We start from the raw sequence: 25,627 nt of genomic DNA, 5'->3' as shown, positions 1-25,627 counted from the left end.
AGCAGGCCCGCCGCAAGCTTTACGAAGTAATCTCAAACAATCTCGCTGTTTTTCCTGGTGGGAGCGCCACCGTCAAAACCCCTGCCGATTTATCCCATTTCCAGGTTGAGCTATGCTGCTGAGGATAGGCACAGGCGATCGCTGGTTCAAGTCCCTTCAGCTCTACCATCGGCAATTGGACATTCGCAGCTTCTCCGGCAATCCGCCATACCGCGACATACCGTCGTTCGCCGCGCCGCAGGCCAAGGCTGACCCATTCGCCCTCACTGTCCGGCAGGCCGAGTGGCCAGAAGGGCGTGGCGTGTGGGATATCACTGCGAATGGTTTTGTAATAATCCAGCGCTTCTTTAACTAGACTTCTGCGGTGAGGTTCAAGCTCCGCCAAATGACCGCTCTGGTGTACACGAAGCAACAACGCATTAACCATATTGAAGATGACTTCCTCATCGTCCCCCTCGCGCAGCGGATAAGACCAAACTGCGGACTGCTCCGGTGTCAGCGCTGCCGGAGAACCTGCGGCAATGGCCGCATACTGTACATAATCCTCCTGGTCGCTAGTAGACTGGATGCTGTGTCGGCTGAGCATCGCATAATCCATGCGCATTCCCCCGCTGGAACAGTTCTCGATTACAAGGTTCGGATAACGAACAAAGATGCTGTCCAACCAAGCCAGATAAGCGCGGTTATGCTGTAGCAGCCCATCTCCGAAGCTGTCCGCATCCGTTTCTGTCCCAATGCCTGCATTGATGTTGTAATCCATTTTAATGTATCCTACACCGTACTGCTCAACCAGACGCGCAATAACACCGTTTGCATGATCAATGACTTTCGGGTTGCGGTAATCTAGCTGATAGCGGCTACGGTCCTTAACCCTTTTACCATGCCGCATGAAAAACCAGCTGTCATCAGTCTCCGCAAGCTTCGGGCTGTTGATGCCCATAACCTCCAGCTCAAGCCATAGTCCGGGAATCATCCCTTTACTGCGGATATAGTCGAGCACATATTTAATCCCTTCCGGAAACCGTTCGCTGGAAGGCTCCCACTGGCCTACGCCATCCCACCACTCTCCGGGTGCATACCAGCCAGCATCAATACAGAAATATTCACAACCTACTTCTGCGGCAGCATCAATTAAAGGCAGTAGCTTCTCAGTCGTTGGGCTTCCCCATAGGCAATTCATATAGTCATTAAAAATAATCCGCAGCAGCTCATTATCCTCATTAGGTCTGCGGATCATCCGGCGATATACCGTAAGCTGTTCTGCCGCGCCCTGAAATCCTCCCCGCACTGCACCTACAGCTGCTGGTACTGAAGTAAACTCTTCACCGGGAGCTAGCTTCAGCCACCAATGGTTATCATGTTCTGTAGGTCCGCTGACCAGCAGGGTAAGCTGATCGTATTGATCCGTCAGCTCCCAATGCCAAGAGCCGTTATGCTCAATCTGCCAGAACAAGCTTGTCCCGCTCTCCTTATTATGCAAAACTGCCATCGGCAGAAGTTCCGCTGCTGACCAAGAGCCTGTATTGCTTGCGGCAATTCGTTTGGAGCCACGGTCTGCCAAATGATACATCCCAAGCTCAGGCAGGCGGTAGGTACGCCACTGAAGTTCACTCTGCCATCCGCTGTGAGCAAGGGTTACTTCAATCTTATCATTGCGCTCCCCGCCCCCCTCTTTGTCTACACCTGTAAGAGCAAAGGAGGAGATGTATTCCACTGCCACCTCAGCTTCTCCAGCATTCTTTAGCACTGTCCAGCTTCGAACGATTTGCACACCCTTGTAGAACTGAAAATGCTGCACTGCCTGGATTCCCGAAATCGGATCAGCCAAGCTAAACTCCAGTTTACGTCCGAGCACATTCACTGTATCGCTGTGCCCCGCATATACCATCCGAAGACCCGGATAGGATGCTCGGTGTGTGCGCCCGTGATATTCGGCGCGGTCTTCACCCGATAATTGCAGCTCCAGCAGCCGGAAGCCTTGCTTGTTCTTATCCGCTATGACTACTTCCAAAGGTGCCGCTCCAAAATGCAATAGCCGAACATCCTGATCTTCCGTAACTTCAATCGTAAGATATAGTCCATTTTCAATGATTTCAATCATTTTGCTATTCACAATAATGTACCTCCTGACTTTGTCTCAGTATCTTCTTATGATTATATAACATATAAAAAAGGGACGGTTCTCCAGTAAGTGAATCTTACCTTGGAGCCCGCCCCCTGATCTGAACCTAGTTATTCTGCCGATCCGAATTGAATCCAAGCTTTTTGAATTTCATCGATGGCTTGATCCTTAGTTTTGCTGCCGCCGATGTAAGCCTGCATGAGCTCACCAAATTTTTGGTGGAAGGTATCCAGAGAATAGTTCACGGACAGGTCGCCGGATTTCTCTGTTTTGAGGATTTCTTCCATTTCTTTTGGCATTTGCAGGTCAGGCATAGGAGCATCCTTAATTGGAGGAATAACCTTAGCTACTGTAGAGAACCAGTTCTTACCGTATTCAGAAGTATACAGCCAGTTGAAGAATTCAATAGTCTCACCAGCTACAGCAGAATCCTTATTGATACGCAGGGCTTGATCCGCACCAGTAATAATCTGGGACTGTTCAGCCTTGTCGCTGACTGGGTAACCCATAATGCCCAGGTCGAAGTCCGGTGTGATTTTCTTAATGGCTTCTTCATCCCATGCGCCTTTACCCGTCATGAACGCTGTTTTGCCGGATGCAAAGTCGCTGACTTCAGCATTGCTGTCCCGTTCAAGCGGTTTGTCTGTGCCATGTTTAACAGTAGTATCAACGAAGCTGAAGAAGTTATTGTACAGCACCGGGTGATCCTTGATCGTGGTTTTTCCGGCAATAAAATCATTTACTAGTGTCTTAGCATCCGTACCTGCATCTTGGGCTGCCGCATCTACGAAGTGTTGGAAGATATGTTTCCATACCCACCACTCTTTATAGGCGTTGGCAAAAGGAGTAATGCCTTTAGCTTCAAGCTTAGTAATCGCATCGTCCATTTGGGCTGTTGTCTTAGGAACTTCTGTAATCCCAGCGTCAGCCAACAGTTTCTTATTGTACATCAGGACGAATAGATTTCCTTTTACCGGAAGACCGAGCACTTTACCGTCCGAAGAACTCATGTTAGAACGCACTGCATCGGTCATCGCCGCAGCCAGTGGCTCATTAGTTAGGTCAGCACTATACTCCGCAAAAGTATCAATATCTCCGCCCGCTGTGGTCTGGAATACGTCAGGCGTACTTCCCGCAGCAATCTTCGATTTGAGCACCGTATTGTAGTCAGCCTGCATAATCTCCAGATTAATCGTCACATTCGGTTTAACTTTCTTGTACTCGGCAATATAAGCGTTAAAAGCATCAGTGTACTCGGGTGATGCGGTGAACATATTAATCGTGACCGGCTTGCCAGAATCTGTGGCAGGAGTATTCCCTGTTCCGCTATTGTTAGCGGCATTGTTGTTTCCGCCGCAGCCCGCCAGTAATCCGCCGACGAGCAGCAGACTCGCAGATAAAGCCATAAATCTTTTTAACATGATGTTGCCCCCTTTTCCTCATGCATCTAGTGGTCTTGAGACAATTCTAAAGAAAAAGAAAAAGGATAAGAATGTACATAAGTGAACTTATTAGGGTAAAAAAGTGTGTTCATGTAACCGCTTCACTCCTCCCCGTTCAATAGCAGAACCCGATATTCAGAAGGTGAACAGTCATAATAATTCCGGAACGCCTTGCTGAAATAATTTTTGTCCTTGTACCCCAACATCTCGGAAATGTCTTGGATTTTCAAGTCGGGGGTGGATAGCAGCTCCTTTGCCTTGTCCATTCTTACCTTTTGTACATACTCATGTATGCCATAACCATATTGCCCTTTAAAAAGTTTCATCAAGTATTCTCTGCTCAGGAAATATTTATCCGTGAACATCGATATTTTAATATTCTCAAAATAGTGATTATCAATGTATGCTTTAATATTTTCCAGTACGCTGGGGCGATTGCCAGCAAGGCTTTTGCTGATTTCATTGCCATAGCAATCTAGAATTCCGCTCAGCACCCGCTCAAATTCGCCAAAGGAAGCAAAATCGCTCCCGATGCCTAGCCCACGCAATCCTTTATCTTTACCGCCGCGAATACGTTCGGGGATCGCATCCAGCTCCGTGGCAATATCGTTCAGCAAAATAATAAACTCCTCTATCTGCCGGTCAGCCTCGCCCAGATTAAAACGTCCGGAAGCCTCCCATTTCTTCGTGAATTCGCTTAAAATACTTTTGGCATGATTGATATTCCCGCTCTCCAGTGCGTTGCGAATCAAGGGCATGCGCCCTGTCAAGGAAGGATTATCTTTCCCCTGGGAAGTATCGTTGCTGCTATTTGTGACAATCGCTCCCTTCAGCGTCAGGAGGTCAATCCCGTCGAGAGAGGCTTTGGCAGTCTCATAGGATTGAGCAAGCGCCATGATGTCACCATAGGGCTGTCCGATTCCTCCGGCAACAACAATTCCGAATAGCTCTTTCAGCGTCGAGACTAACTTCTTCATATGATGTAAAGAGCGGAAAGTTGCGTCCTCCTCATAGCCGCCTTTCATCGTGAAGATGGCGATAAACTCGCGTTCTCCCTTATGGCTGGCGAAGCTGAAAGCCTGAAAATGCTCATCGCTATTCTCATTAATCACATTTGTGACGGCAAAATGCAGCAAATCCCGGTCCTCATGGAAGCGATTACGACGCACTTGTTCCAAATTGAGCACCCGCAGTACACCCGCAGCAAAATAATTCCCAGCTGTATCGGCGCCGATCAACGGCAGAAAAGCCTCGTTGGACTGATTTTTGAAGCTCCGCTCAATGATCGACAGATAGATTTTCTCCTTTAGCTTCGGCAGAGACATGTTGAGCGTAATGTTCCTGTTGATGAACTCGCTTTCTTTCTTGCGTTTAGCCTCCAGCACATCGATAGCTTTACGTAAGGCCGCATTCAAATCCCCCCGGTTGACCGGCTTTAATAAATAATCAACTACCTTAGAACGGATAGCCTGGCGGGTATATTCAAAATCATTGTAGCCGCTGATTACAATCGTCAGCAGTTCCGGGAACTCCTTCTCCACGATCTGCAGCAGCTCACTTCCGTTCAGCTCCGGCATCTTCATGTCGACCAATACGAGATCGATCTTTTGCTCCCGCAGCATGGCTAGGCCCATACTTCCATCCGTAGCCTCCAGTACCTGATCGACACCTAGTCCTTTCCAGTCTCCCAGGATGTTGATCGCCTCACGCAACGGTTCCTCATCATCTATAATCAGTACTTTATACATGGTTAATCCCTCCCCGCGGTAACCGCATGTCCATCTTTGTTCCGCCAGCATCACTGGTAATGGCCAAACCCGCAGCCTCACCATACAAAAGCTTCAGCCGCGTGTTCAAATTTTTCAGTCCGATGCTTTCCGTGTCACTTTCAGCAGCGTTCTCTCCACCCTGATCTTCCCACTGGATTTGAAGAGAACTTCTCACTTGCTCCAGCCGCTCCCCGCTAAACCCCGGCCCATCATCCGTCACTGAAATAACAGTATGGCTAGGCGTCACATGCGCTTCAATGGTAATTGTGATCGTTGTGGATACTTTTTCCAGCGCATGTTTGATGCAATTTTCTACCAAGGTCTGAATGGACAGCTTCGGAATTTCCAGCTCCAGCAAAGGGTCTTCCCACTGGTAGGCCACCTGCATTCTGTTTCCGAAACGGGCCTTCTGCAGCGCTAAATAACGTTCAATATGCTTTAATTCCTCTCTGGCATGGACCACATCTTTACCGCTAATGCAGTATCTCAGCGTCATAGCAAGATTATCGACCATATCAACAATATCATCATTGTTGTTTTTCAGCGCCTTGGTGGAAATGGCTTGCAGGGCATTATATAAGAAATGCGGATTGATCTCAGCTTCCAGTGCTTTGAGTACAGCATTTTTCTCGACAATTTTCATTTTGTACCGTTCATTGATCAGCTCATTCGTCTTTTCCACCATCTTATTGAAGTGGCGAGACAGATAGGCAATTTCATCCTTTCCTTCAACCTGTGCTTCAGCGTCAAAGCTGCCTGTACTGAACCGCTTCATCTGCAGCGACAGATTCTTTAGCGGGCTCGTTATTTTGTTCGAAATAAAGCTGACCAAGATGACCGAAACGATTAAAAATAACAGTCCTATGAAATAGTTCAATTTGCGTGTTGTTGTGGCCGCTTCATAAATTTCTTTGTAGGGAATCGGCTTAATCAGCTTCCAGCCTTCTTTTTTGCTGATGTCATAAATCACTAGATACTTCTCTTCTTTATCCGACCACGTCACGCGTCCTCCTGAGGCTGGTGTCAGCTCCTTAAGCAGTCCCGCTTGTTCACTCTGTTGATAAAACCCGGGGTCATCCACCACAAAAGGTTCATTATCGGGACTGACGTACATTAGGTGCTGCCCTTTACTGAAGGGAATATCCTTCATAATCTCGTCCGTAACCGAGGAGTTGAAATAAAGGGAGAGCACCGCCTGCGGTTCCCTGGAGACTATAGAGCGCAGCAATCGATGGTAGCCCATGAAGCTTTTATCCTTATTTATAGGGTAGTCGGAGCTATTGATCATCGAGGTTTGGTTTTTTACAAAAGACTGGTAAGAACGGTTAAACGGGCTGGCCAGCGCTTTTTTATACCAGGAAAGATTCTCAATCGACGGATGCTCGGCGACCCGCACGGTAATATTGTAGTTCTCTTTGGTGACATAATAATACTTGTGCTCCTTGATGACATACAGGTAGATAGCTTCCAGATCATTGCGGGAGAAGTACAGGTTCTTCAAGTAGTCCTCCACATACATCTTCGAGGCATAATCCTCCGATTCATGCAAAATCGCATAGGTGATCTCGTCATACGATATTTGCGGCAGGGATAATTGCTCGATGCCGTCCAAATAACTCTCCAGATTCCGGCCGACAAGCAACAGATTGTTGCTCGTACTGGCGATGCTGTTATCCACCGATTCTTTTCGCAGCATGCCGTATGAAATGAATGTCAGTGAGGTCACCACCAAAACAATGATGATTGTAAACAGCAAAATAAGCTTGTTCGCCAACCTGCGTGAGACAAGCTCCAGCACGGGTTCAAACCGCTTTATGATCCACTTTTTAATAATGACCGGCAACCTCCTCCACGATTTACAGGCTTAATTATAAATATTTCAGTTCACCTTTTTACCCCTAACTGTACTCTTAAATCCATTTTTGAGTATAGGGTACTGCTCTATAATACACAATATAGACTAACCGGAATGGTTATGTGTGGCAAGCCTAGTCGATATTACCACCCAACAAATCAAGAAGAGGTGCATCCATGTTAAAATCACTCGGCAAAAGATGGCGCGAGAAAACAGAATTCGGATTATTCACTCTCCCAGTCCTCATCTGTATCGCTGTAGCATTCTACATTCCGTTTGCCATGACTATCCGCTATTCGATGACCAAATGGAACGGAATTTCGAAACACCCTAAGTTTGTCGGACTTGATAATTTCAAACAAATCTTTATGGGCGACACCAACTTCGCCAATTCAGCCTGGTTCACCATAAAGTATGCGATTCTGTACATCGTTCTCGTTAACGTGCTGGCCATTCTGCTCGCACTGGTTCTGGACATGAAGCTGAAGAGCACACCTTGGCTGAGAGCCGCTTTCTTTATTCCTTATATCCTCAGTCTTGTCATTGTCGGTTTTATCTGGAAATTTATTTTTATGCAAGGTTTCAACTCACTCGGAGAAAGTACAGGCTGGTCCATATTTGGTCTAAGCTGGCTAGGGACGCCGGGACTTGCTTTCGTCTCCATACTGGCCGTCTCCATCTGGCAGTCGATTGGTTTTTATCTGGTCATTTATATTGCTGGTCTGCAATCTGTACCTGAGGATCTCAAAGAAGCAGCCACAGTTGACGGCGCTGGGCCCATGAGAAAATTCTTCAGTATTACACTGCCACTGCTCGCTCCATCCATTACGATTTCTGTGTTCATGGCACTGACCAATTCGATCAAGGTGTTCGATGTCATCTTGTCATTAACCGGGGGTGGACCTGGCGGAACTACCTACAGTATCGCTTACGATATCTACCGGGATACCTTCCAGAACAATCTGTATGGATACGGTACAGCGAAAGCGCTTATCCTGTTCCTAGCCGTCTTGGTGGTAACCATTCTCCAGTTAGCATTCTTCAAACGAAGAGAGGTTGAGGCATAATGAATACAAACCGCAAAGCAGGCCGAATTATTCTAGAGGTTGTTATGGTCATCCTCTCTCTTCTGTTTCTATATCCGCTATTTCTGACGATTATCAACTCGTTAAAAAGCTTTAGCGAAGTCATGACGGATGTCATCGCCCTGCCGAAACATCTGGTCTTCGGCAACTATTCCTACGTGTGGAAGTTTATCAACTATCCGAAGCTGTTCCTGAACAACTTTGTCATTACCGGTGTAGGTCTTCTGGGTATTGTGTTCATTTCATCCATAGCAGCCTACAAGCTGGCACGGACGAAATCCAGACTGAGCGGGGTGATTTATTTCCTCTGCATTATGCCGATGCTGATTCCGTTCCAATCGATCATGCTGACCGTTCTGCAAACCGCTAAAACCTTAAATCTCTCTGAGAGTACTTGGGGACTTGGGTTGTTATATTGGGGTTTCGGTGCTCCACTCGCCGTGTTTATCTACCATGGATTCGTCAAGGGTATTCCGGTTGAAATTGATGAGAGTGCCACGATTGATGGAGCATCCGGCTTCCGCCTGTTCTTCAGTGTCATCTTCCCACTGCTGAAATCGGTCACAACAACCATTGTCATTATCGACGTAATGTGGATCTGGAATGACTTCCTGCTCCCGCTGCTCATGGTCAACGGCTCCCCAGATACCAAAACGTTGACACTGGCTGCCTACACCTTCGTGGGCCAATATACCTCAGATTGGCAATATGCGATGACAGCTATGGTCATGGCGGTGCTGCCATCAATCGTAGTATTCATCTTCTTGCAAAAGTATATCGTTAAGGGTGTTGTTGCGGGGGCGGTGAAGGGCTGATTATCTGATTCCAAACTTAGCTTCTGCATAAAAAGGGGGAGATCCATATGGATCTCCCCCTTTTTGCAAACGTTCCAATACTCTACATACTGCTGCAGTCTGCTTTTGATGCAGACATTCCAATACTAACTAGTAGTTTAACTGTATTTTGTACAACTATAATTCTGCAACTCGCTCGGCTGATGGATATAGCTGTATTTCGTACAACTATTCTGCTGATTTATTGCCCTCTAGGTCGATTCTCTAGTATTTAGTTGCATAGAATACACTTAAAAGCAGAATGGTCCGTTTTACATATAAAATAGGTGTATAGAATACAGTTATTTCACAAACACAACGGTGATACTTTATAGGCACTCCATTGGTACTTCATACGCCACATCATACGTGCTCCATACATACTCCATACATACTCCATACATACTCCATACATACTCCATACGTACTCCATACATACTTCATGCCACATCATACATACTCCATAAGTACTCCACACATTTCGCATTCAAACGAGATCGAGCGCGATCCGTGAATAGCTAATCAGAGTTTGTATTTATTAAAGCTCTTTCTCTGTGACCCTGCCGTTAGCATCTATGTTGGCATTAAAAGATAGGGTGTTCAGGAGCTTAATCGTTTTCCTATTGTAGGAATCATCCATAAAATTGGGCTGTCCGCCAATGATTTTGACAGGGGTAATCTTGCTGGTCATCTTGGAGTCCTTAATCTCAACGTTCAAAAGCATAGAATTAAGTGTTTTTTCCCCACCACGTGTGGAGCGATTAAACACAAAATTCCCAAGTGAATAATAAATGGGCTTGTGCTTATAGTATTCGATGCCCATAAGGCAGTGACTGTGTGCGCCAAGGATTAAATCCGCCCCGCTATCAATCATCTGTTTAGCTAGTGTGCGAGCGTACTTTTCAGGGAAATCCTTAAACTCTTCATTCCAGTGAATATATACGATCGTGTAATCATTCTCCTTGGACATCTTCTGAATGGCGCTAAGCATAGGCTGCGAGGTGTAAGCTGAAGCGGCTCCCGGTTTGTTTTTGCCGGCATACCATGAAGGATTTGAAAGCACACGGCTAACACCAAGGATGGCGATCTTTTTCCCTTTTACCGTCTTAGTATAAGGCTTGAACGCTTCGTCTTCATCTTTGCCAGCGCCTGTATGGCCAATCTTGTTTCGATCCAAATGGATCAGCGTGTCGAGCATAGCGTCTTTTCCATAATCCAAAATATGATTATTCGCCAAGGACACTCCATCAATCCCGGCATAGGTTAGGCCGCCTAACGTTGCTGGTTTGGATCTGAAGGCAAAGGTTTTCTCTGCCGCTTTCCCTCGGATAGACACAGGCGTCTCCAGATTGGCGAAGGCGATGTCAGCCTTTTGCAGCGTAGGTGCGACCTTTACAAACGGAAAGTTCACCCCATATTTAGCAATCTGATCGCCAACAAAACCGTCCAAAAGGATATCACCCGCAAAAGCAAGCTTTATAGGATCTGAAGATAGTGAAGCTGCACTGGAAGCAGATGTCACAGGAACTATTAGTGATAACAAAAGTGTAATGAGTGCTATTCTACGTAAAACCTTCGATCCTAATCTCAAAAAATACAGCCTCCTCTCATCTTTTGTTAGCATGATCCTAGCATACTGGAAAGAGGTTACTAAATTAAGAGTAGAAAGACCTGTTATTCCTTTGCTTTTTTCAGAACGGCTCTAAAACAATTTAATCCACCCCATGCATCCGTATGCACAGCATCCGCAGGCAATTCAAAATCTGTCTCCCCCCAATACTGAAATCCAGTTTGTAGCAGCAGGTCATTCATAAGACTCAGATTTACCGTTGGATAATCAAATGTCAATACCAATAATCCTTCTTCGTTCAACGTCCGGTGAAATTCCCGTAAAGTACCCACCGTATCCTCAAAGCTCAAATGCTCCAATACCGATATGCAAAAAACAGTGTCAAAGCTCTCATCCTCATAAGGCAGATCCGTCAGATTAGCTTGAGCGAAATGCAGGTTGTTTGTTCTTCTAGCGATAACCTGCTTCGCCGCTTTTTCCCCAATCTCACTCTCAATACATTCTTGGATAGCTTTTGGGTAAATAACCCTACTGTCCATATCGCAGGCATAGACCTCTGCACAAACCCCTGCCAAATAAAACTTCAAGGGATGAGGAATCCCACAGGCTGCATCCAGCACAACACCATGCGGAGAAATAAAGTTAATACACCACTCATATTCAAAGGGACGGCTCCACCATGATTCCGGCAGATCATAAATTAACTTCTCACGACGTGCATCTGAATTTACGAAAAAACGCGAGACAAAGGGATGGGTTGGCATGGCCAGGACTCCTTTTTCAACGGAATTTTAGGTAGTGAGAGTATATTCATGATTTGCTGATTCATTCCATAACCTTACATTGAACGAGACAAACCCAAAAAAACGGCTGCTCCCTTAGGAACAGACCGTCTTTAAATATAACTGTATAAACCTTATGCGTAGAATGAAAGAGGTTTGGCCTCAATTCCATGTCTCTCGATCAACTTATCAAGTAACGCAGACCATTCCGCATCGACCGTACATTGCTCAGGATGAGCCTCGAACCAAGCAACCGACTGCTTGATCCCTTCGGAGAAAGGCACAGTAGCCTGGAAGTCAGGCACGAAACGTTTGATTTTGCTATTATCAAAAACACTGCTTACCGCTTGATCACCGATCAAGCCATCCGCTGTCCCTGGAGGGGAAAAGGCTGTGATAAAGTCTGTGGAGATATGCACCACTTTAGGTTCCACACCTGCCGCTTGTCCGATGGCCGCATAGATCTGGTTCCAATTTAATACCTCGTCGGAAGTTATATGAATGGCCTCGCCTATCGCTTCCGGATGTCCAAGCAATCCAACGAAACCTTTGGCAAAATCCGAATTATGTGTCAGTGTCCACAAAGAGGTTCCATCTCCATGTATGACTAAAGGTAAGCCGCGGCGGATACGATCGATCAGTGACCAAGGATGCTGGCCACTTGTGAGTGCCGCAGGGATGGCTGTATTTCCATAGGTATGGGAAGGACGAACAATCGTAACCGGGAATCCGTTCGCCTTGTAAGCTTCCATCAACAGCTGCTCACACGCAATTTTATTCCTCGAATACTCCCAATAAGGATTCTCCAGCGGTGTCTCTTCTGTGATTACATAATTACGCTGCGGTTTCTGATAAGCAGAGGCTGAGCTGATAAAAATGTACTGCTTCGTTTTACCTGTGAACAGGTCAATGTCTGCCTGCACATGTTCCGGTGTAAAAGCAATCCAGTCTACCACTACATCAAATTCGTAATCTCGTAATACTAATGCGGCTTCTGCCGGATTACGAATGTCTCCTTTAATTACTTTTGCACCTTCTGGAACGAATTCATCCCGCTGTCCTCTGTTGAACAAATACAGCTCGATTCCTTGATCTACAGCCAACGGGGATACAGCCTGACTAATTAATCCCGTACCTCCGATAAATAAGACCTTCATTTTGCACGCTCCTTATAGTGAATCCGGCTCGTTATTTACTGGTTAACAAAATCTCGCCATACGTGCTTCGGCTGCCAATTTAGCAGCTTTTTGGCCTTCTCATTACTGAGTAGCGACTCGTGACCCTCCAGCGGCTGGCGGAAATCCGTCACCTCTGGATAACGTGCGGCCATTAGCTCTCTGCTAGGAACAGCCATGCTGGTCTCATCTGCACATATATTAAGAGCAACCGCTCCTAATCCATCCGTTTCGATTGCCAATTGGCAAGCTGTTGCTACATCCCGTGTATCTATATAACTCCATAGAATCCGATCGCGCTGCGCTGGATCATGAATGAAGGAAGGGAAACGTTCATACGCCGATGGATCAATAACATTTCCGATTCGTAGGGAAACGACCTGTATACCCTTTCTGCGATAGAACATCTCAGCGGTTTGCTCATTCACAACCTTAGACAGACCGTAGCTGTCTTCAGGTAACTGTGGATGCTCCTCATCCATAGGCACATACTTCGGCCCCAAAGGATTAACCGCAAAACAGATTCCGTAAGAGGATTCACTGGAAGCAATCACTGCTTTCCGAATCCCGAGACCCGCTGCAGCCTCCAAAATGTTATAGGTAGATACTACATTATTTTGAAAGGTAACCTCACTTGTCTTTATATTTGCAGCTGGGATCGCAGCCAAATGTACAACTGCATCAGCGCCTGCAAGCACACCATATACTTCACCCAAATTATTCAAATCAGCAATCATCGTTGGGCACAAAGAATCTGCGGATTTTTGCGTATCTACATTCACAACCTCATACCCTTGCTCTACAAAATGCCGGACCACCCATCTGCCCAACATCCCACTGCCGCCTGTAACAACTACTTTCGCCATGAGTGTGTCTCCTTTTTTATGAAGCTAACAACTACTCCAGAATCTCCTCAATCTGCTTCAAAATCTCTTCCGAAAGCTCAATACCTGAAGCCTTAACATTCTCTTCGACCTGCTGCGGACGGCTGGCACCCACCAGCGCACTAGCTACATTAGGTTGACGCAAAATCCAAGCCAAAGCCAAATTCCCAACAGAAATATTCAGCTCCGTGGCGATCCCACTCAATTGGCGGACTTTTTCAATCTTTTCTTCTGTAATCGAATCTTTTAATCGATCCAGCTTAGCAGCACGGCTATCCTCAGGGATGTCCGTGTTATACTTTCCAGTTAACAGCCCTTGAGCCAGTGGAGAAAATACTACCTGTCCAATCCCACGGCGCTCGCCAAGCGGAATAATCTCTTTCTCAATATAACGGTTAAACATATTATAAATCGGCTGATTAACAACAATATGATCTAGCAAATAGCGGTCTGCTACAGCTAACGCATCGGTCATTTGCGCCGCCGTCCACTCACTAACACCGACATAATATACCTTGCCTTGCCGAACCAGATCATCTAGCGCACGTAAGGTCTCTTCAATTGGAGTTTCCGGATCAAAACGGTGGCAATACATAATATCCACGTATTCTACTCCGAGACGTTTCAAGCTAGCATGACACTGTTCCGTGATATGTTTGCGGGATAGTCCACGGTCGTTAGGCCCCGAGCCCATTTCCCCGTATACTTTAGTAGCTAATACATAGGACTCACGAGAGTAGTTACGTAAAGTCTCACCTAGTACTTTCTCGGCAGCACCTTTTTCATAAACATTTGCAGTATCAAAAAAATTCACGCCTAAGTCGTAAGCGGTTTCAATGGCATTAACAGCATTATCTCTTTCCACATAGCCTCCGTATGTCAGCCAGCTTCCCAAACTAATCTCACTGACTTTTAAACCGGTTCCACCTAATCTGCGATATTTCATAATAACTGCTCCTCTCCATAGTTCCGTGTTTGATTTTGGCAGGTTGCTTAGCACTCATATTCATTCTAGAATAGTTTGTATATAATAGAAAGAAGTGAAAATTAGTTTATTATATGATCTCTAGTGTAGTTACTATACTAGAGTATAGTAGCTTCATAAACAGGAGGAGATACCTTGAAGACAGCTAAATCTACTAATAATTATATCCCCAAAACCCCTGTTACTATTGAATGTAATGTTGAAAAAACACTTGAAGTATTAGGTGGAAAATGGGCCTTTCTTGTCCTCAGAGAGCTATTCGACGGCACGCAGCGTTTTGGGGCACTGCAACGAAAAATCACTAATGTTTCTCCCCGCGCACTAACCACTACGTTGCGCCATCTGGAGGAGCATGGTGTGCTTGAACGTCACGTATTTCCGACTGTTCCTGTTACGGTAGAATATTCGCTTACTCCCAAAGGTGAGGATTTACATCAAATTTTGAAGGAAATGAAGCTGTGGTCCGCGAAATGGACTTAGCTTGAGCAGATTGTGACCGATGAAAAAAGAAGCTGTCCAAAAAGTAGAGAATTCTACTTATAGGGCAGCTTCTTTTTTATAAATAGGCTATACAATGGATGGATTCTTACTTTAACCCATGGGATATGTTCGGTGTGCGGTGTGCGGTGTGCGATGTGCGATGTGCGGTGTGCGGTGTGCGATGTATGATGTACGCTTTAGTGTAATTGGGGAAATACTCCCTAAAAATAGCCGAAATTCGCTAAAAAAGAGCATAATGAGGGGATTTCTCCCTAAAAATCGAGGTGATTCCTTTATTTTTCACCAAATCAGGTAAATTACAGGGAGGTTTTCCCTAATTATAAGTTAGATGACCATATATCTAAGAATTATAGGGAGAAATCCCCTAATTATAGAGTCGGAAGCGTATTTGGACAACTGAAAACAACCGGAGATACCAGCGATTTCTGCGATCACGTCATAGACAAATTACCACTTGAGGTCAGCAGGCTTTGCCTTGCCTTCAATCTACTACTGAAGCAGATCGCGGATAATCAAAAACGCAGAGCAGCGAAGATCCAATAGGAGGATGAATCGCTGCTCTTTTGACCCTTGCATTTTTGAAAATGAAGGAGAGGTCGTCTCTTTTCGTAGAAAATCCACATATAGAATAACCCCTCCAGCATTTTTACTATATTGATCTAATATTTATCCACAATCGCGCCGAGAACTGCCGTATTTACATAGGGTTTTCCTTTGAGGCTTTGCAGCTCTTTCGCAGTTCCAGTAACGACAACTCCCAATAGCTGTACATCACTGGCGTCCGGCGCCGCTTTATCCTTTTTCAAGTAATTCGAGATTCGCTCAAACTCTCCGTAATGCTTGCCCTTCATCTGAAGCCCATAGGTTAAGGATTGTAAAAAATCCTCTGGTTTCGGCTTAAATAACCCTTCCCATTCCCCACCGTAGCCATATACTTGTCTAGCAGATTCCGGTAAGGCATATTTATTCGGGCTGCTGTCATTCCTAATAAACTCAAGGTTCTTTTTATTGTCATACGTATCTACCCAATACCAAGTCTGTGTCAACCCCGCCGGCAGCATCTTCTCTACCTCTACCTGAGTGTAGCTTTTATCAAAAGAAACAGCCATTTCTACGAGCTTGCCAGGTTCCATTTGTTCGAGTGAAGGCAGGTCATTCAACACTTTTTCGTTATAATTCACTCCAGGCACATAAAACATCATTTCCCGCTGACCATTTTGACTGTTATATCCTCGGTAGTATTCATAATTTTGCTGTGTCATTACCGGGTCAGGAACATTTATACTAGAGTATCCCCTATTAAGCAGAGAAAACCGGCTGCCCATATCGAAATACAGTTTTTTAGTATCCCATACGATGGGCACACCCTCAACAACTTTGTAAGTGCTCAGTTCAACTTTACCCGATAGAAAACCTAAATCAAGCTCAGTTCTCAACTCCTGAAGGTTAGGACTGCTAATCTTCATCATGATCCTCTCTTCATCCAAACCACGCATCGCCAACCAGCTTGTCAGATGGGCGTTACCCAGCATCCCGCCGAATAATACTATAACCGTCACCACTAGAGAAATGATTGTGTTTCGAATCATTGTTTTTCGTTTTGCCTTCTTAATTACTTTTGAAAGGTTCTGATCATCCTTTTGTTCCCATGGAGCTGTCATTCCGCTTCACCTCTATACTTTTTTTGAAATTGCTTGCGGGCACGAAACAATGCCGATTTCACTGTATCTGTCGTAATTCCCAGAAGCTCAGCTATCTCCTGATAGGACAGCTCCAGCTCATACTTCATAATAATGAGTTGTTTATGGAGCGGTAGAAGCTCATCCAACACTCTTTCGATGTCTTCCCGTTTCTCTTTTAACAGCACATGATCCTCTGGCAATTCCATATCCGGCACATCTACATAGTCAATAGGAATGACTATCCGCTTGCGGCGGCGGCACAGATCATAGTAGCGATTGATCGCTACTTTATATAACCATGCACTGAATTTGTTCTCATCAATGGAATCAATATACAAAAGAGCCTTATACACCGAATCCTGTACGATATCTTCAGCGTCGGCTGCAGGTGCCCCGAGACGAATCAAGTATTTTTGAATTTCTAACATTTTAGGTTGAAGTATCTGATGTAGCTGCCCGGGCTTCATCCTGCACCTCCCTTCGTATGTATAACGATAAAGTTCTCGGAATGTTAGCTTATGAGGTGAAAAAAATTATAAAACAAAAGACGGCTGCCTCAGAAAGACATGCCGTCACATTTTAAAGAATGAATAAGGTTCCAGTACAATTCCTATATATCCGTAGGATTCATTGCCTGCTGAGCTGTAGATATGAGTATGGTTTGAACTTTCAGAGATTGTTTGTCAATAATGAAGCCTATATAGAACCCACCCTCCATATTATCCATTTCAAAAGGTGACAATCGGGGCTCATACACTCCACCCTTGTTCTCAAACCAGTAACTCACTATAATTCCGTATTCGTTATCCACTGCAACGTATGTACCGTATGCCTTTAGCACATCTTCCAATGTACTTATCCCAGGTCGAATATTGTTCAATGTACCTATATGGATTGGATCAATGCGCTCATTATCTTTGTCTATTTTCCAAGCGTTCAGCCGACCTTCGGTATCATAATGTACAGATACTTCTTTATACATTTCATTATTGAATACATCTTGACCTGTTGAATCCCCGTAATGTTCCTCTATTAACATTCTTGAACTCCCAAAATCTATAAAAAGATTACGCCCACTATCCGCTATTCCGAAATCACGATCGGTAACCGGAACCGCTATAAAATCCTTCAAACCTGTACCCTGTTCCGGTAATGACGGTAAGTGACTCCGATCCGATCGTCCTTCTGGACGAGAATCCACAGTATATATTCCCTTAAGCTTGAGCATTCTCATCCATTGTATAGCCTCTGCTCTTGTAAGCGAGAGATTTCCTCTGAAACCTACTAAAGTTGGCTCTCCGGGAAGTGGAAGTAGAGAGTTACCCAGCAAATAAACCACGGAATCCGTGTCGTTGTAATTCATCCCTAGACCAGATGCAACTAACCTTGCAGCGGCCATTCTGGTGATTGGAGCCGATCTTGCCACTGGATATTGTAGTCCAGTAACTGGATGATTCCACCACTTAGCCATTCTATACGGTGCTGCTGTCCATTCTTCGCCTATGCTAGTAGCCTTTGGATAGCCGAAAGAAAGATAAAATAATTTCAAAAATTCCGCTTCCGTAATCGGCTGATCCGGTCGAAAGCTCCCATCATCATAACCAACCATCAATTGGTTGCCCAACGCCCAGCGCACCCAAGGCTCTGACCAGTGACCTTGAATGTCAGTGAACAGTGAAGATGCCGGATCCTCCTCACCGTCCTCGTCCACTTCTTCATATGTCCCTGTATTCTCGTACGTTGTCGTGTCAGCATGAACTCTATAACTCACGTTGCCGCATGTCACAATTGTCCCTGAGATAAGACCTAGTACCAATAGCTTCATTATCTTCATTTTAATAATCCCTTTCGTTCTTATCGGTAAGGGGTTCCTGCTCTCTTTGCCAGGTTTATCGTGATTCCCCTTTGTCTTAACTATCGGGTGAAATGTCTAATTCGTAAATATACTGCTCTCCTTTTTCACAAGAAGAACAAAAAAAGATCGCCCCACTTCATAGCGGGAACGATCTGGACGTATCTACTACTTAGACCTTTAATCGACGTTCGAAAGCTTTGGGGATAAGCATTATAGCAATTATACCTATAATTATCACCGAAAGGATTGACAAGGGTAGATGTAATATAGGGATGCCAAAAATGTTATAGGATACATATTTTTCGATTAAGGATCTGCTAACCATTACACCTGACGGCAAAAAAGAGATTATTTTGCCCAACATTCCAGGCAAAGAGAAAAGGGGAAGAATAACTACGAATGCTGCCAGTCCAAGACTGCTTAAGCTACTCCGACACAAAGCGGATATCAGCGCCGTCAATAACAATAGACCACATGCAGCCAGCAAGGTTACAGCATATTTCAGGGCAAATCCCTGCAGCTGGGTTAAGGCATATGGAGTCTCATCAAAATAAAAGTAACTATTCAGCGGGGCATTCCAGCCCACGAAGCCGAACGGTAAACAGGCCAGCAATGTGCAAATCCCGTAAAAAAGAGTAACCCAGCTAAACGTAACTATAAATCCAGCTAATAGTTTTGCCGCAACAATCTTCAACCTTCCGTATTTACTAGATAGAATAAGTGCATCCATTCTATAGTTTTCCTCGCCGGAGAACAGGGAGGCCAGTGCAAATACTAGAATAAGACCGATCAAAAGATCCCCGACGCCAGGCGAGCTCGAAAAAAATATATGTAATAAGTCCCAGTCCTCAGTTACATAAAACCCCCGTGGTTTTCCCTCCTCCAGCATGGAGAGCTTTTTAGTAACATCTCTTAGCGCATAAGATCCTGGTTCTTGCCTCTCCATTAAAACCTTCTGCTCTCTCAGCTCTGTTAAATTTCTGTTGAATTGATCTACCATATAAGCTGTACCAGCATAGTGTTGCTCCAGAATTCGTTTCATCTTCTCCTCTTTGGGCCAAGCGCTGTCTTCAGCATATTCTTCTTTGAGTCTAGGTGCGTATTTCAAAGCTAAATCTGGTTGAATCGGTCCTAGATGAGCGGCGATAGCTTCAGGCTTTTCCTTGTTTACAACCAATAGACTATCCGTACCGGATGGGTAGAAACTAACAAAACAAAAAGTGGCTAATGCAATACTTCCAGCTATAGAAATCCAGACTCTGGGAATCATAATTTTACGTAATTCAAACATCACCAGACGTTTCATGTGTGTCATCCCCTCCGAAAATAATGCATATATACATCTTCTAATGAAGGATTCACCATCAGTGCATTCTCAACTGGCAAAGTCTTGCTGACTACCCGAACCACTAGTCCAGTATCTGTCTGCTGCACATTCACTACAGTTCCATTCTCTTCGATTTGAGCCAGCAACCGCCCGGGGACATGTGCCTCCCAAACCTCTCCTTGCAATTCATTGGTCAACTCCTTAATTGTTCCTTGACGAAGTAACTCTCCTCGCCCCATCAGTAGCACCTGTTTAGCTATATGATCAACATCAGAAACGATATGAGTAGACAAAATAACGATGCGCTCATTTGATATTTCAGAAATTAAATTTCGAAATCTTACGCGTTCCGAGGGGTCAAGTCCTGCTGTGGGCTCATCCAGAATGAGGATGCCCGGATTATTAAGCAATGCTTGAGCGATACCGAGTCTACGTTTCATCCCGCCGGAATACTTACCACATTTTTTATCCATTTCTCCGGATAGATTAACCATTTGAGCAAGAACCTCTATACGATCACTCGCCTCCTTCTTGGTCAACCCCTTTAGGGCAGCAACATAATACAAGAAATCGCGAGCTGAAAAATGATTGTACATCCCCAGTTCCTGCGGTAAATAACCTATCTGAGCCCGGTACTGATCCCCCATATCATCCTTGTTTTGTCCATCTAAAAGTACATTTCCACGAGTCGGATACAGAATATCTGCAACAATACGCATCAGTGTCGTTTTTCCTGTTCCGTTAGGTCCTAGAAGACCATACACACCAGGTGACATAGAAAGGTTGATCGTATTTAAAATTCGCTTTTTGCCGAAATCATGTACAATATTACATAGTTTAAGCTCCAATCAGAAACCCTCCCCTGCTCAATATTCTGGATTGAAACCTCATGGCTAGGCTAAATACCACTGCCGACAGAACGCCCAGTCCCATTAACCAAAATAACTCGACCGACATCGTCCATCTCACTGCAAATTCTCCGGAAAATAAAATCATCCAAAAGAGAGGCAACATAAAGAGTACGGTCGTTAATTGTCTAAAATTACGTATCAGCGTGGATAATACTAACGCTACCGCCGCATTGTTTAGGATCGGGATGCACCATAGCAGGGTCATACGCAGCATAAACTCCGTTCCCCCTACCGGGGTTACCATAGCAGTTACACTAACGTTAATCAGTAGTGAGATCACCCCTGCCATAAGGAACCGAGCTTGCACATACCGATGCAATGGGATTCTAAAACTACGTGCGAGTTCTCCCATTCCACAGAGCGTATTCCGAGCCGTATGAGAGACGACCACCAGTAAAGGAATACAACCCACGATGGACAGAATGAACATAGGGCTAACAATCTGCATAACACTCAGCACCAAATATCCTACTACAAACAAGATCACACCAAGCACAACCTCTTTCCACCATCCCTGTGAAAAAAGAATCCTCAGCTGTTGCCGTGCAAATAAAGGAACGGGTGGTACTGGCGCAGGTAAAGCCCGCTTGGATTTTCTCCACCTGCTCATGGCTTCTTCTGCAAAACCGTCAAGGCGTGGCGGTTCAGGAATGCACCTGATATAATTCACGATCTCCTCTACAGACTCTGCTGTCATCTCATCCTGTAAATTCAGATTGAGGTAATCTTGATGGTTACGTTTAACCCTCATTTTCCTGCTCCTTTCTTTAGGGGTTGGGATATGTCCTCTTGCTTGGAATACCTTAGTAAATCACGTAATTTAATCAGCGATCGGCTTACCCTTGACTTCACAGTAGATTCAGGTTCATCAGTTACGGCAGCTATTTCTGCAAACGTAAATTCATATTTATACCTTAACAAGAGCGCATCCCTCTGTTCCTCTGGCAGTGAGTAAATCGCGGCATATACCTGCTTAACCTCTTCACGAAGTAATATTCCTTCAAGAAAATCTCCTTCGACTGTGATTTCATCAGATAAGCTTTGATTCAACTCTGCTTGCCGAGCACCTTTGCTGCGAAAATAGTCAATGCAGACATTTTGCGCGATCGCCATCAACCAAGCTCGGAAACTCCCCTGTTTATTTTGATAGCTGTCAAGCTTGGCCCATGCTTTTTCATACACTGTCTGTGCAAGATCCCAGGCCAATTCGTCATTATGTATTTTCCATCTGATGAATCGATAAATATCACTATAGGTATGCCGAATTAATAATTCCACCGCTGCCTCATTGCCCTGCTGCGCTTCTGTGACCCATTTGTCCTCCCCGATTTAATTCCCCTCCAATCTACCAATCTACCAATCTACCAATCTACCAATCTACTAAATATAACGAAATCGCCTACGAAGTAGACGCATCACATTAAAAAGACCAACCAGAAGGTTCTGGCTGGCCGAATATAAATTTTCCCTAGATTATGTCCCCGGTTCAAATTGTGAGTGAACATTTTTAGCTTGTATCTTAGTGAATTATATAACATTGATTCTATTAATTTCCATAGTGTACACTCATTACAAGTGGTCTTTTTGTGAAAATCTTCGTAAATGGTGGACCTCCTCTTGACCTTACATTTAATTAGACACCGCAGGTTGATTGAAAGCCACATGTCCGTTCAAAAAAATCCATAATAAAAAACTGTCGATTGCTAGACAATTATATAGAGCCAAGTTATAGTATTGATAATACTTTTAATAACCATTTTCAAAAGTCTAGAGGTGAATAAAATAAACCAAATCGCAAACAATTCTATTCGTGTTAAAAAGATAAATCAGGAGCTTATCAAGCAGGCCTTGAAATCGATGAAGGAAGGAACCAAATCCACGATTGCAAGTGCCACCGGATTAAGTATTGCTACCTGCGGAAATATCCTGAATGAACTTCTGGAGACTGGTGAAGTCATTGAGACTGAATTGGAGGCTTCAAATGGAGGCCGACCGGCCAGACGATTTATCTATAACGCTGATTTCTCCTATATTGCATGTATCTATGCCAAAATTGAGGATGGCCAGAAATCCATAACCTATGCGGTGACCAATTCAGTTGGTGATCGTGTGGATCATGGATGGATGGAATTAGAGTACATAGATACTGAAGCCATCGACCATCTGCTGGATACGCTTATCCAACAATATAACAACATCAAGGCAGTAGGGATTGGGATTCCCGGCCTTGCTCACCAAGGTGTCATTAATATCTGTGACATTAAAGAGTTAATTAATGCTCCCTTAGAATCACTACTCAGAGAAAAATACGAGCTTGAAGTCACGATTGAAAATGATATGAATCTGACCGTTTACGGGTTCTATAAACAGCAGGATTATGAAGAGGATAAAACCATTGTCGTGGTGACCTTTATCAAAGGAGCTTTTCCAGGCGCCGGGATGATGATCGACGGGCATATCCACAAAGGTAATACCAGATTTGCTGGTGAAGTCTCTTTTTTACCGTTTGGAATCTCGCGTGAACAGCAATTGAGTAGCTTGGACCACACGGATACCTTCATCCCTTTGGCGGCTCACACTATATCGTCCCTGATTGCAATTATTAATCCAGAGACCATAGCTCTCACAGGAGAGCAAGTCAAACAAGAAAATGTGCGGCCGATTTATCAACGTTGTCTGGAAGTGATTCCAGAGGAGCATATGCCTCACTTAATTGTGCTGGATCAACCTGATGATCATTACATGAACGGATTAATTGCGATCACACTGGAAAGCTTAACCTACTCGTTGCAGCTGGTTGAGAAGCGCCGGTAAAACATAAAACTAACATACACTTCAGGAGGAACTACGAATGGCAACAAACAAAGAAAACATGATTGCAGGAAAGCTATATATGGCAGGCGGTGAAGAATTAGCAAAGGATAACAAAAGATCCAGAATGCTCACTCGTTTATTTAACAATACGACGGAAGAACAAGGTGAATATAGAGTAGAACTACTCAAGCAATTATTTGAGTCTACAGGAGAATCATTATATGTTGAACCTCCTTTCCGTTGTGATTACGGCAGTAATATTACCGTTGGCAATAACTTCTACGCTAATTTTGACTGCATTATCCTTGATGTAGCTAAAGTAACGATTGGTAACAATGTTCTCTTTGGACCTAGGGTAGGTGTATATACTGCTGGTCACCCCATAGATGCGGATGTGCGTATTAGTATGCTTGAATTCGGTACACCGATTACCATTGGAAACAACGTGTGGGTTGGTGGAAACGCGGTTATCAATCCTGGGGTAAAAATCGGCAACAATGTAATCATCGGTGCAGGTTCAGTCGTGACTAAGGATATCCCTGACAATGTAATTGCGGTGGGGAACCCATGCAAGGTATTAAGAGCAATCACCGACGACGATAAGCAACACTGGGAAAAACTTAAAGAAGAGTATTACAGAGACATTGAGCAATAAAGTAACCCGTTCTGGGAGGATCTCAATTTGAAAAAGCGCTTCGGGGGATTTAACAAGATTTACGCCATGCAATTGGCAACCATCTTTTTAGGATTTATAGTGTTTGGCATATCGGAAAATATTAAAGGACCTGCCATTCCGCGAATCCAATTCGACTTTAATCTGGACGAGAAACAGCTCGGCACCCTTTTATCCCTAAATGCATTAGGTTATTTGATCGCCTGCTCCTTTACAGCTGTATTGGTTCGGAAGTGGGGGATCAAGGCTGTCAGTATCATTGCTTTTGCATCCATGATATTCTCAGGAGTGTTAATCTATATCTCCCACAGCTATCCCTTCTTCTCAGCTTCTTATTTCCTGATGTACATCGGAAACGGAATGCTGGAGATTGGTCTTGCCATTTTGGGAGCACGCATCTTCGTAAAAAATACCGGGACGATGATGAACTTATCCCATTTTTTCTACGGATTTAGTTCAACCTTAGCTCCACTGCTGGCAACAGGACTCATGTCGGTAAGTATATTTGGCCATCCACTCGACTGGCGCGGAATGTATCTGATTATGCTAAGCTTATCTTTACTGCCTATTCTATCTGCCTTGCGCAGTACATTTCCGGGTGACGATCTTCCGCAAGAGGACCGGATTCCATTAAAAACACTGGTCCGCGATCCCGCTTTATGGCTGATGGTGCTTATTCTTTCTTTCGGTGTAGTGTCAGAGCTTGCAGTAGGTGGATGGCTAGTGAATTTTTTGGAAAAAGCATACTTGTGGGATACAGTTACAGCTTCTGGTATGTTGTCCACCTTTTTTCTCTGCTTCTCGCTAGCAAGGCTCCTGCTGGGGCCGGTTACAGATAAGATTGGTTTCAATCTATCGCTTATTATCTTTTCAGCCTTCTCTGCCTTATGTACGTTTGCTGCTATTTTAGGTGGGGAACAGCTCGCGTTTCTATTCGCAGCAGCAGGCATAGGTATCGCTATGATTTATCCGACCGTTATGGCATTTATCGCAAAAAGGTATCCGCATGGCAGTGACACTGCCATCACCTTTACAGTTACACTAATGGGAGTCGGTAGCGTGATTGGCAACTATGCCATAGGTGCAGTGATCGAAGGTGTGAAGCGGCTTTACGGAGCAGAAACACAAACTGGCTTGCTACGTGGACTTCAAGCTGGGTATGGTTTTATCGGCTTATGTGCAGCTATATGCGCGATATCCGGTTGTGTTTTATATCGTTATTTAAATCGCCGCCAAGAACTTATCTAGAATAGTTATCGCACTTATTTCTGCTCATCCATGCAAAAAACCTGCTGATTTTATGGCAGGTTTTTTGTTGCAAATAGCGACCAATCTCCTACCATCGGACTCAAATGACCTTAT

The 25,627-nt window shown here is 44.6% G+C and carries 22 protein-coding genes; 6 read left to right on the top strand and 16 right to left on the bottom strand.

Annotated features, from left to right (window positions below; all coding sequences use genetic code 11):
- Positions 1-19: 19 nt before the first annotated feature.
- The 4 genes from MHI32_RS09105 to MHI32_RS09090 all read right to left on the bottom strand — a co-directional run bounded on the left by MHI32_RS09105 (position 20) and on the right by MHI32_RS09090 (position 7,167).
- Complete coding sequence (locus MHI32_RS09105; RefSeq protein WP_340012705.1) at positions 20-2,101, bottom strand: glycoside hydrolase family 36 protein; 2,082 nt, start codon at positions 2,099-2,101, stop codon at positions 20-22.
- Between the two features lie 131 nt (positions 2,102-2,232).
- The gene (locus MHI32_RS09100; protein WP_076179646.1) at positions 2,233-3,543 is read right to left on the bottom strand and encodes an extracellular solute-binding protein; all 1,311 of its coding nucleotides are present in this window, start codon (positions 3,541-3,543) and stop codon (positions 2,233-2,235) included.
- 122 nt (positions 3,544-3,665) lie between these two features.
- Positions 3,666-5,312, bottom strand: a complete 1,647-nt coding sequence (locus tag MHI32_RS09095) for a response regulator (RefSeq protein WP_076124842.1) — start codon at positions 5,310-5,312, stop codon at positions 3,666-3,668.
- Positions 5,305-7,167, bottom strand: a complete 1,863-nt coding sequence (locus MHI32_RS09090; RefSeq protein WP_076191409.1) for a sensor histidine kinase — start codon at positions 7,165-7,167, stop codon at positions 5,305-5,307. The genes MHI32_RS09095 and MHI32_RS09090 overlap by 8 nt, the downstream gene beginning before the upstream one ends.
- A 197-nt stretch (positions 7,168-7,364) precedes the next feature.
- Between MHI32_RS09090 and MHI32_RS09085 the strand changes: the two genes are divergently transcribed.
- Both MHI32_RS09085 and MHI32_RS09080 read left to right on the top strand, forming a co-directional pair.
- A complete protein-coding gene (locus tag MHI32_RS09085; RefSeq protein ID WP_036684044.1) occupies positions 7,365-8,255 on the top strand; it encodes a sugar ABC transporter permease in 891 nt (296 codons plus the stop codon).
- Positions 8,255-9,088: a carbohydrate ABC transporter permease gene (locus tag MHI32_RS09080; RefSeq protein WP_036684045.1), complete on the top strand. Its 834-nt coding sequence runs from the start codon at positions 8,255-8,257 to the stop codon at positions 9,086-9,088. The genes MHI32_RS09085 and MHI32_RS09080 overlap by 1 nt, the downstream gene beginning before the upstream one ends.
- 556 nt (positions 9,089-9,644) lie before the next feature.
- Here the strand turns inward: MHI32_RS09080 and MHI32_RS09075 are convergent.
- The 5 genes from MHI32_RS09075 to MHI32_RS09055 form a co-directional block, all read right to left on the bottom strand.
- Positions 9,645-10,697: a CapA family protein gene (locus MHI32_RS09075; protein ID WP_254848712.1), complete on the bottom strand. Its 1,053-nt coding sequence runs from the start codon at positions 10,695-10,697 to the stop codon at positions 9,645-9,647.
- Positions 10,698-10,780: 83 nt separating this feature from the next.
- A complete protein-coding gene (locus MHI32_RS09070) occupies positions 10,781-11,440 on the bottom strand; it encodes a class I SAM-dependent methyltransferase (RefSeq protein ID WP_076187130.1) in 660 nt (219 codons plus the stop codon).
- Between the two features lie 152 nt (positions 11,441-11,592).
- A complete protein-coding gene (locus MHI32_RS09065; RefSeq protein WP_076191108.1) occupies positions 11,593-12,615 on the bottom strand; it encodes an SDR family oxidoreductase in 1,023 nt (340 codons plus the stop codon).
- Between the two features lie 35 nt (positions 12,616-12,650).
- A complete protein-coding gene (locus MHI32_RS09060; RefSeq protein WP_076187126.1) occupies positions 12,651-13,499 on the bottom strand; it encodes an NAD(P)-dependent oxidoreductase in 849 nt (282 codons plus the stop codon).
- Between the two features lie 31 nt (positions 13,500-13,530).
- Positions 13,531-14,463 (bottom strand): aldo/keto reductase family protein, encoded by a 933-nt coding sequence (locus MHI32_RS09055; RefSeq protein WP_038569620.1) that lies wholly within the window; start codon positions 14,461-14,463, stop codon positions 13,531-13,533.
- Positions 14,464-14,637: 174 nt separating this feature from the next.
- Here MHI32_RS09055 and MHI32_RS09050 point away from each other — a divergent pair, with 174 nt between their 5' ends.
- A complete protein-coding gene (locus MHI32_RS09050) occupies positions 14,638-14,982 on the top strand; it encodes a helix-turn-helix domain-containing protein (protein ID WP_036684053.1) in 345 nt (114 codons plus the stop codon).
- A gap of 680 nt (positions 14,983-15,662) precedes the next feature.
- Here the strand turns inward: MHI32_RS09050 and MHI32_RS09045 are convergent.
- The 7 genes from MHI32_RS09045 to MHI32_RS09015 all read right to left on the bottom strand — a co-directional run bounded on the left by MHI32_RS09045 (position 15,663) and on the right by MHI32_RS09015 (position 22,056).
- Positions 15,663-16,664 (bottom strand): anti sigma factor C-terminal domain-containing protein, encoded by a 1,002-nt coding sequence (locus tag MHI32_RS09045; RefSeq protein ID WP_076309816.1) that lies wholly within the window; start codon positions 16,662-16,664, stop codon positions 15,663-15,665.
- A complete protein-coding gene (locus tag MHI32_RS09040; RefSeq protein ID WP_076309815.1) occupies positions 16,661-17,152 on the bottom strand; it encodes an RNA polymerase sigma factor in 492 nt (163 codons plus the stop codon). Before MHI32_RS09040 ends, MHI32_RS09045 begins: the two co-directional genes overlap by 4 nt.
- Positions 17,153-17,295: 143 nt before the next feature.
- Positions 17,296-18,519, bottom strand: coding sequence for an S-layer homology domain-containing protein (locus MHI32_RS09035; RefSeq protein WP_340012189.1), 1,224 nt, complete (start codon positions 18,517-18,519; stop codon positions 17,296-17,298).
- Between the two features lie 190 nt (positions 18,520-18,709).
- Entirely contained in the window at positions 18,710-19,846 is a 1,137-nt protein-coding gene (locus tag MHI32_RS09030; protein ID WP_076191098.1) for an ABC transporter permease subunit, read from the bottom strand.
- 5 nt (positions 19,847-19,851) lie between these two features.
- A complete protein-coding gene (locus MHI32_RS09025) occupies positions 19,852-20,715 on the bottom strand; it encodes an ABC transporter ATP-binding protein (RefSeq protein ID WP_076187118.1) in 864 nt (287 codons plus the stop codon).
- Positions 20,705-21,529, bottom strand: coding sequence for a hypothetical protein (locus MHI32_RS09020; RefSeq protein WP_076278560.1), 825 nt, complete (start codon positions 21,527-21,529; stop codon positions 20,705-20,707). Before MHI32_RS09020 ends, MHI32_RS09025 begins: the two co-directional genes overlap by 11 nt.
- Positions 21,526-22,056 carry an RNA polymerase sigma factor gene (locus MHI32_RS09015; protein WP_076191094.1) on the bottom strand — a complete coding sequence of 177 codons (531 nt, stop codon included), beginning with the start codon at positions 22,054-22,056 and terminating at the stop codon, positions 21,526-21,528. The genes MHI32_RS09020 and MHI32_RS09015 overlap by 4 nt, the downstream gene beginning before the upstream one ends.
- 627 nt (positions 22,057-22,683) lie before the next feature.
- On the opposite strand from MHI32_RS09015, the gene MHI32_RS09010 reads away from it, so the two are divergent.
- From MHI32_RS09010 to MHI32_RS09000, 3 genes are all read left to right on the top strand, one after another.
- On the top strand, positions 22,684-23,592 hold the full coding sequence (locus MHI32_RS09010) for an ROK family protein (RefSeq protein ID WP_076125133.1): 909 nt from the start codon (positions 22,684-22,686) through the stop codon (positions 23,590-23,592).
- Between the two features lie 37 nt (positions 23,593-23,629).
- Positions 23,630-24,247 carry a sugar O-acetyltransferase gene (locus MHI32_RS09005; protein ID WP_076187110.1) on the top strand — a complete coding sequence of 206 codons (618 nt, stop codon included), beginning with the start codon at positions 23,630-23,632 and terminating at the stop codon, positions 24,245-24,247.
- A 66-nt stretch (positions 24,248-24,313) separates the two neighbouring features.
- On the top strand, positions 24,314-25,513 hold the full coding sequence (locus MHI32_RS09000; protein ID WP_076104606.1) for an MFS transporter: 1,200 nt from the start codon (positions 24,314-24,316) through the stop codon (positions 25,511-25,513).
- Positions 25,514-25,627: the final 114 nt, after the last annotated feature.

The sequence above is a fragment of the Paenibacillus sp. FSL H7-0690 genome (assembly GCF_037980415.1).
Lineage (GTDB): Bacteria > Bacillota > Bacilli > Paenibacillales > Paenibacillaceae > Paenibacillus_AQ > Paenibacillus_AQ odorifer.
Note: the sequence above shows the minus strand (reverse complement) of the source record. Positions and strands in the feature narration are given on the sequence as shown.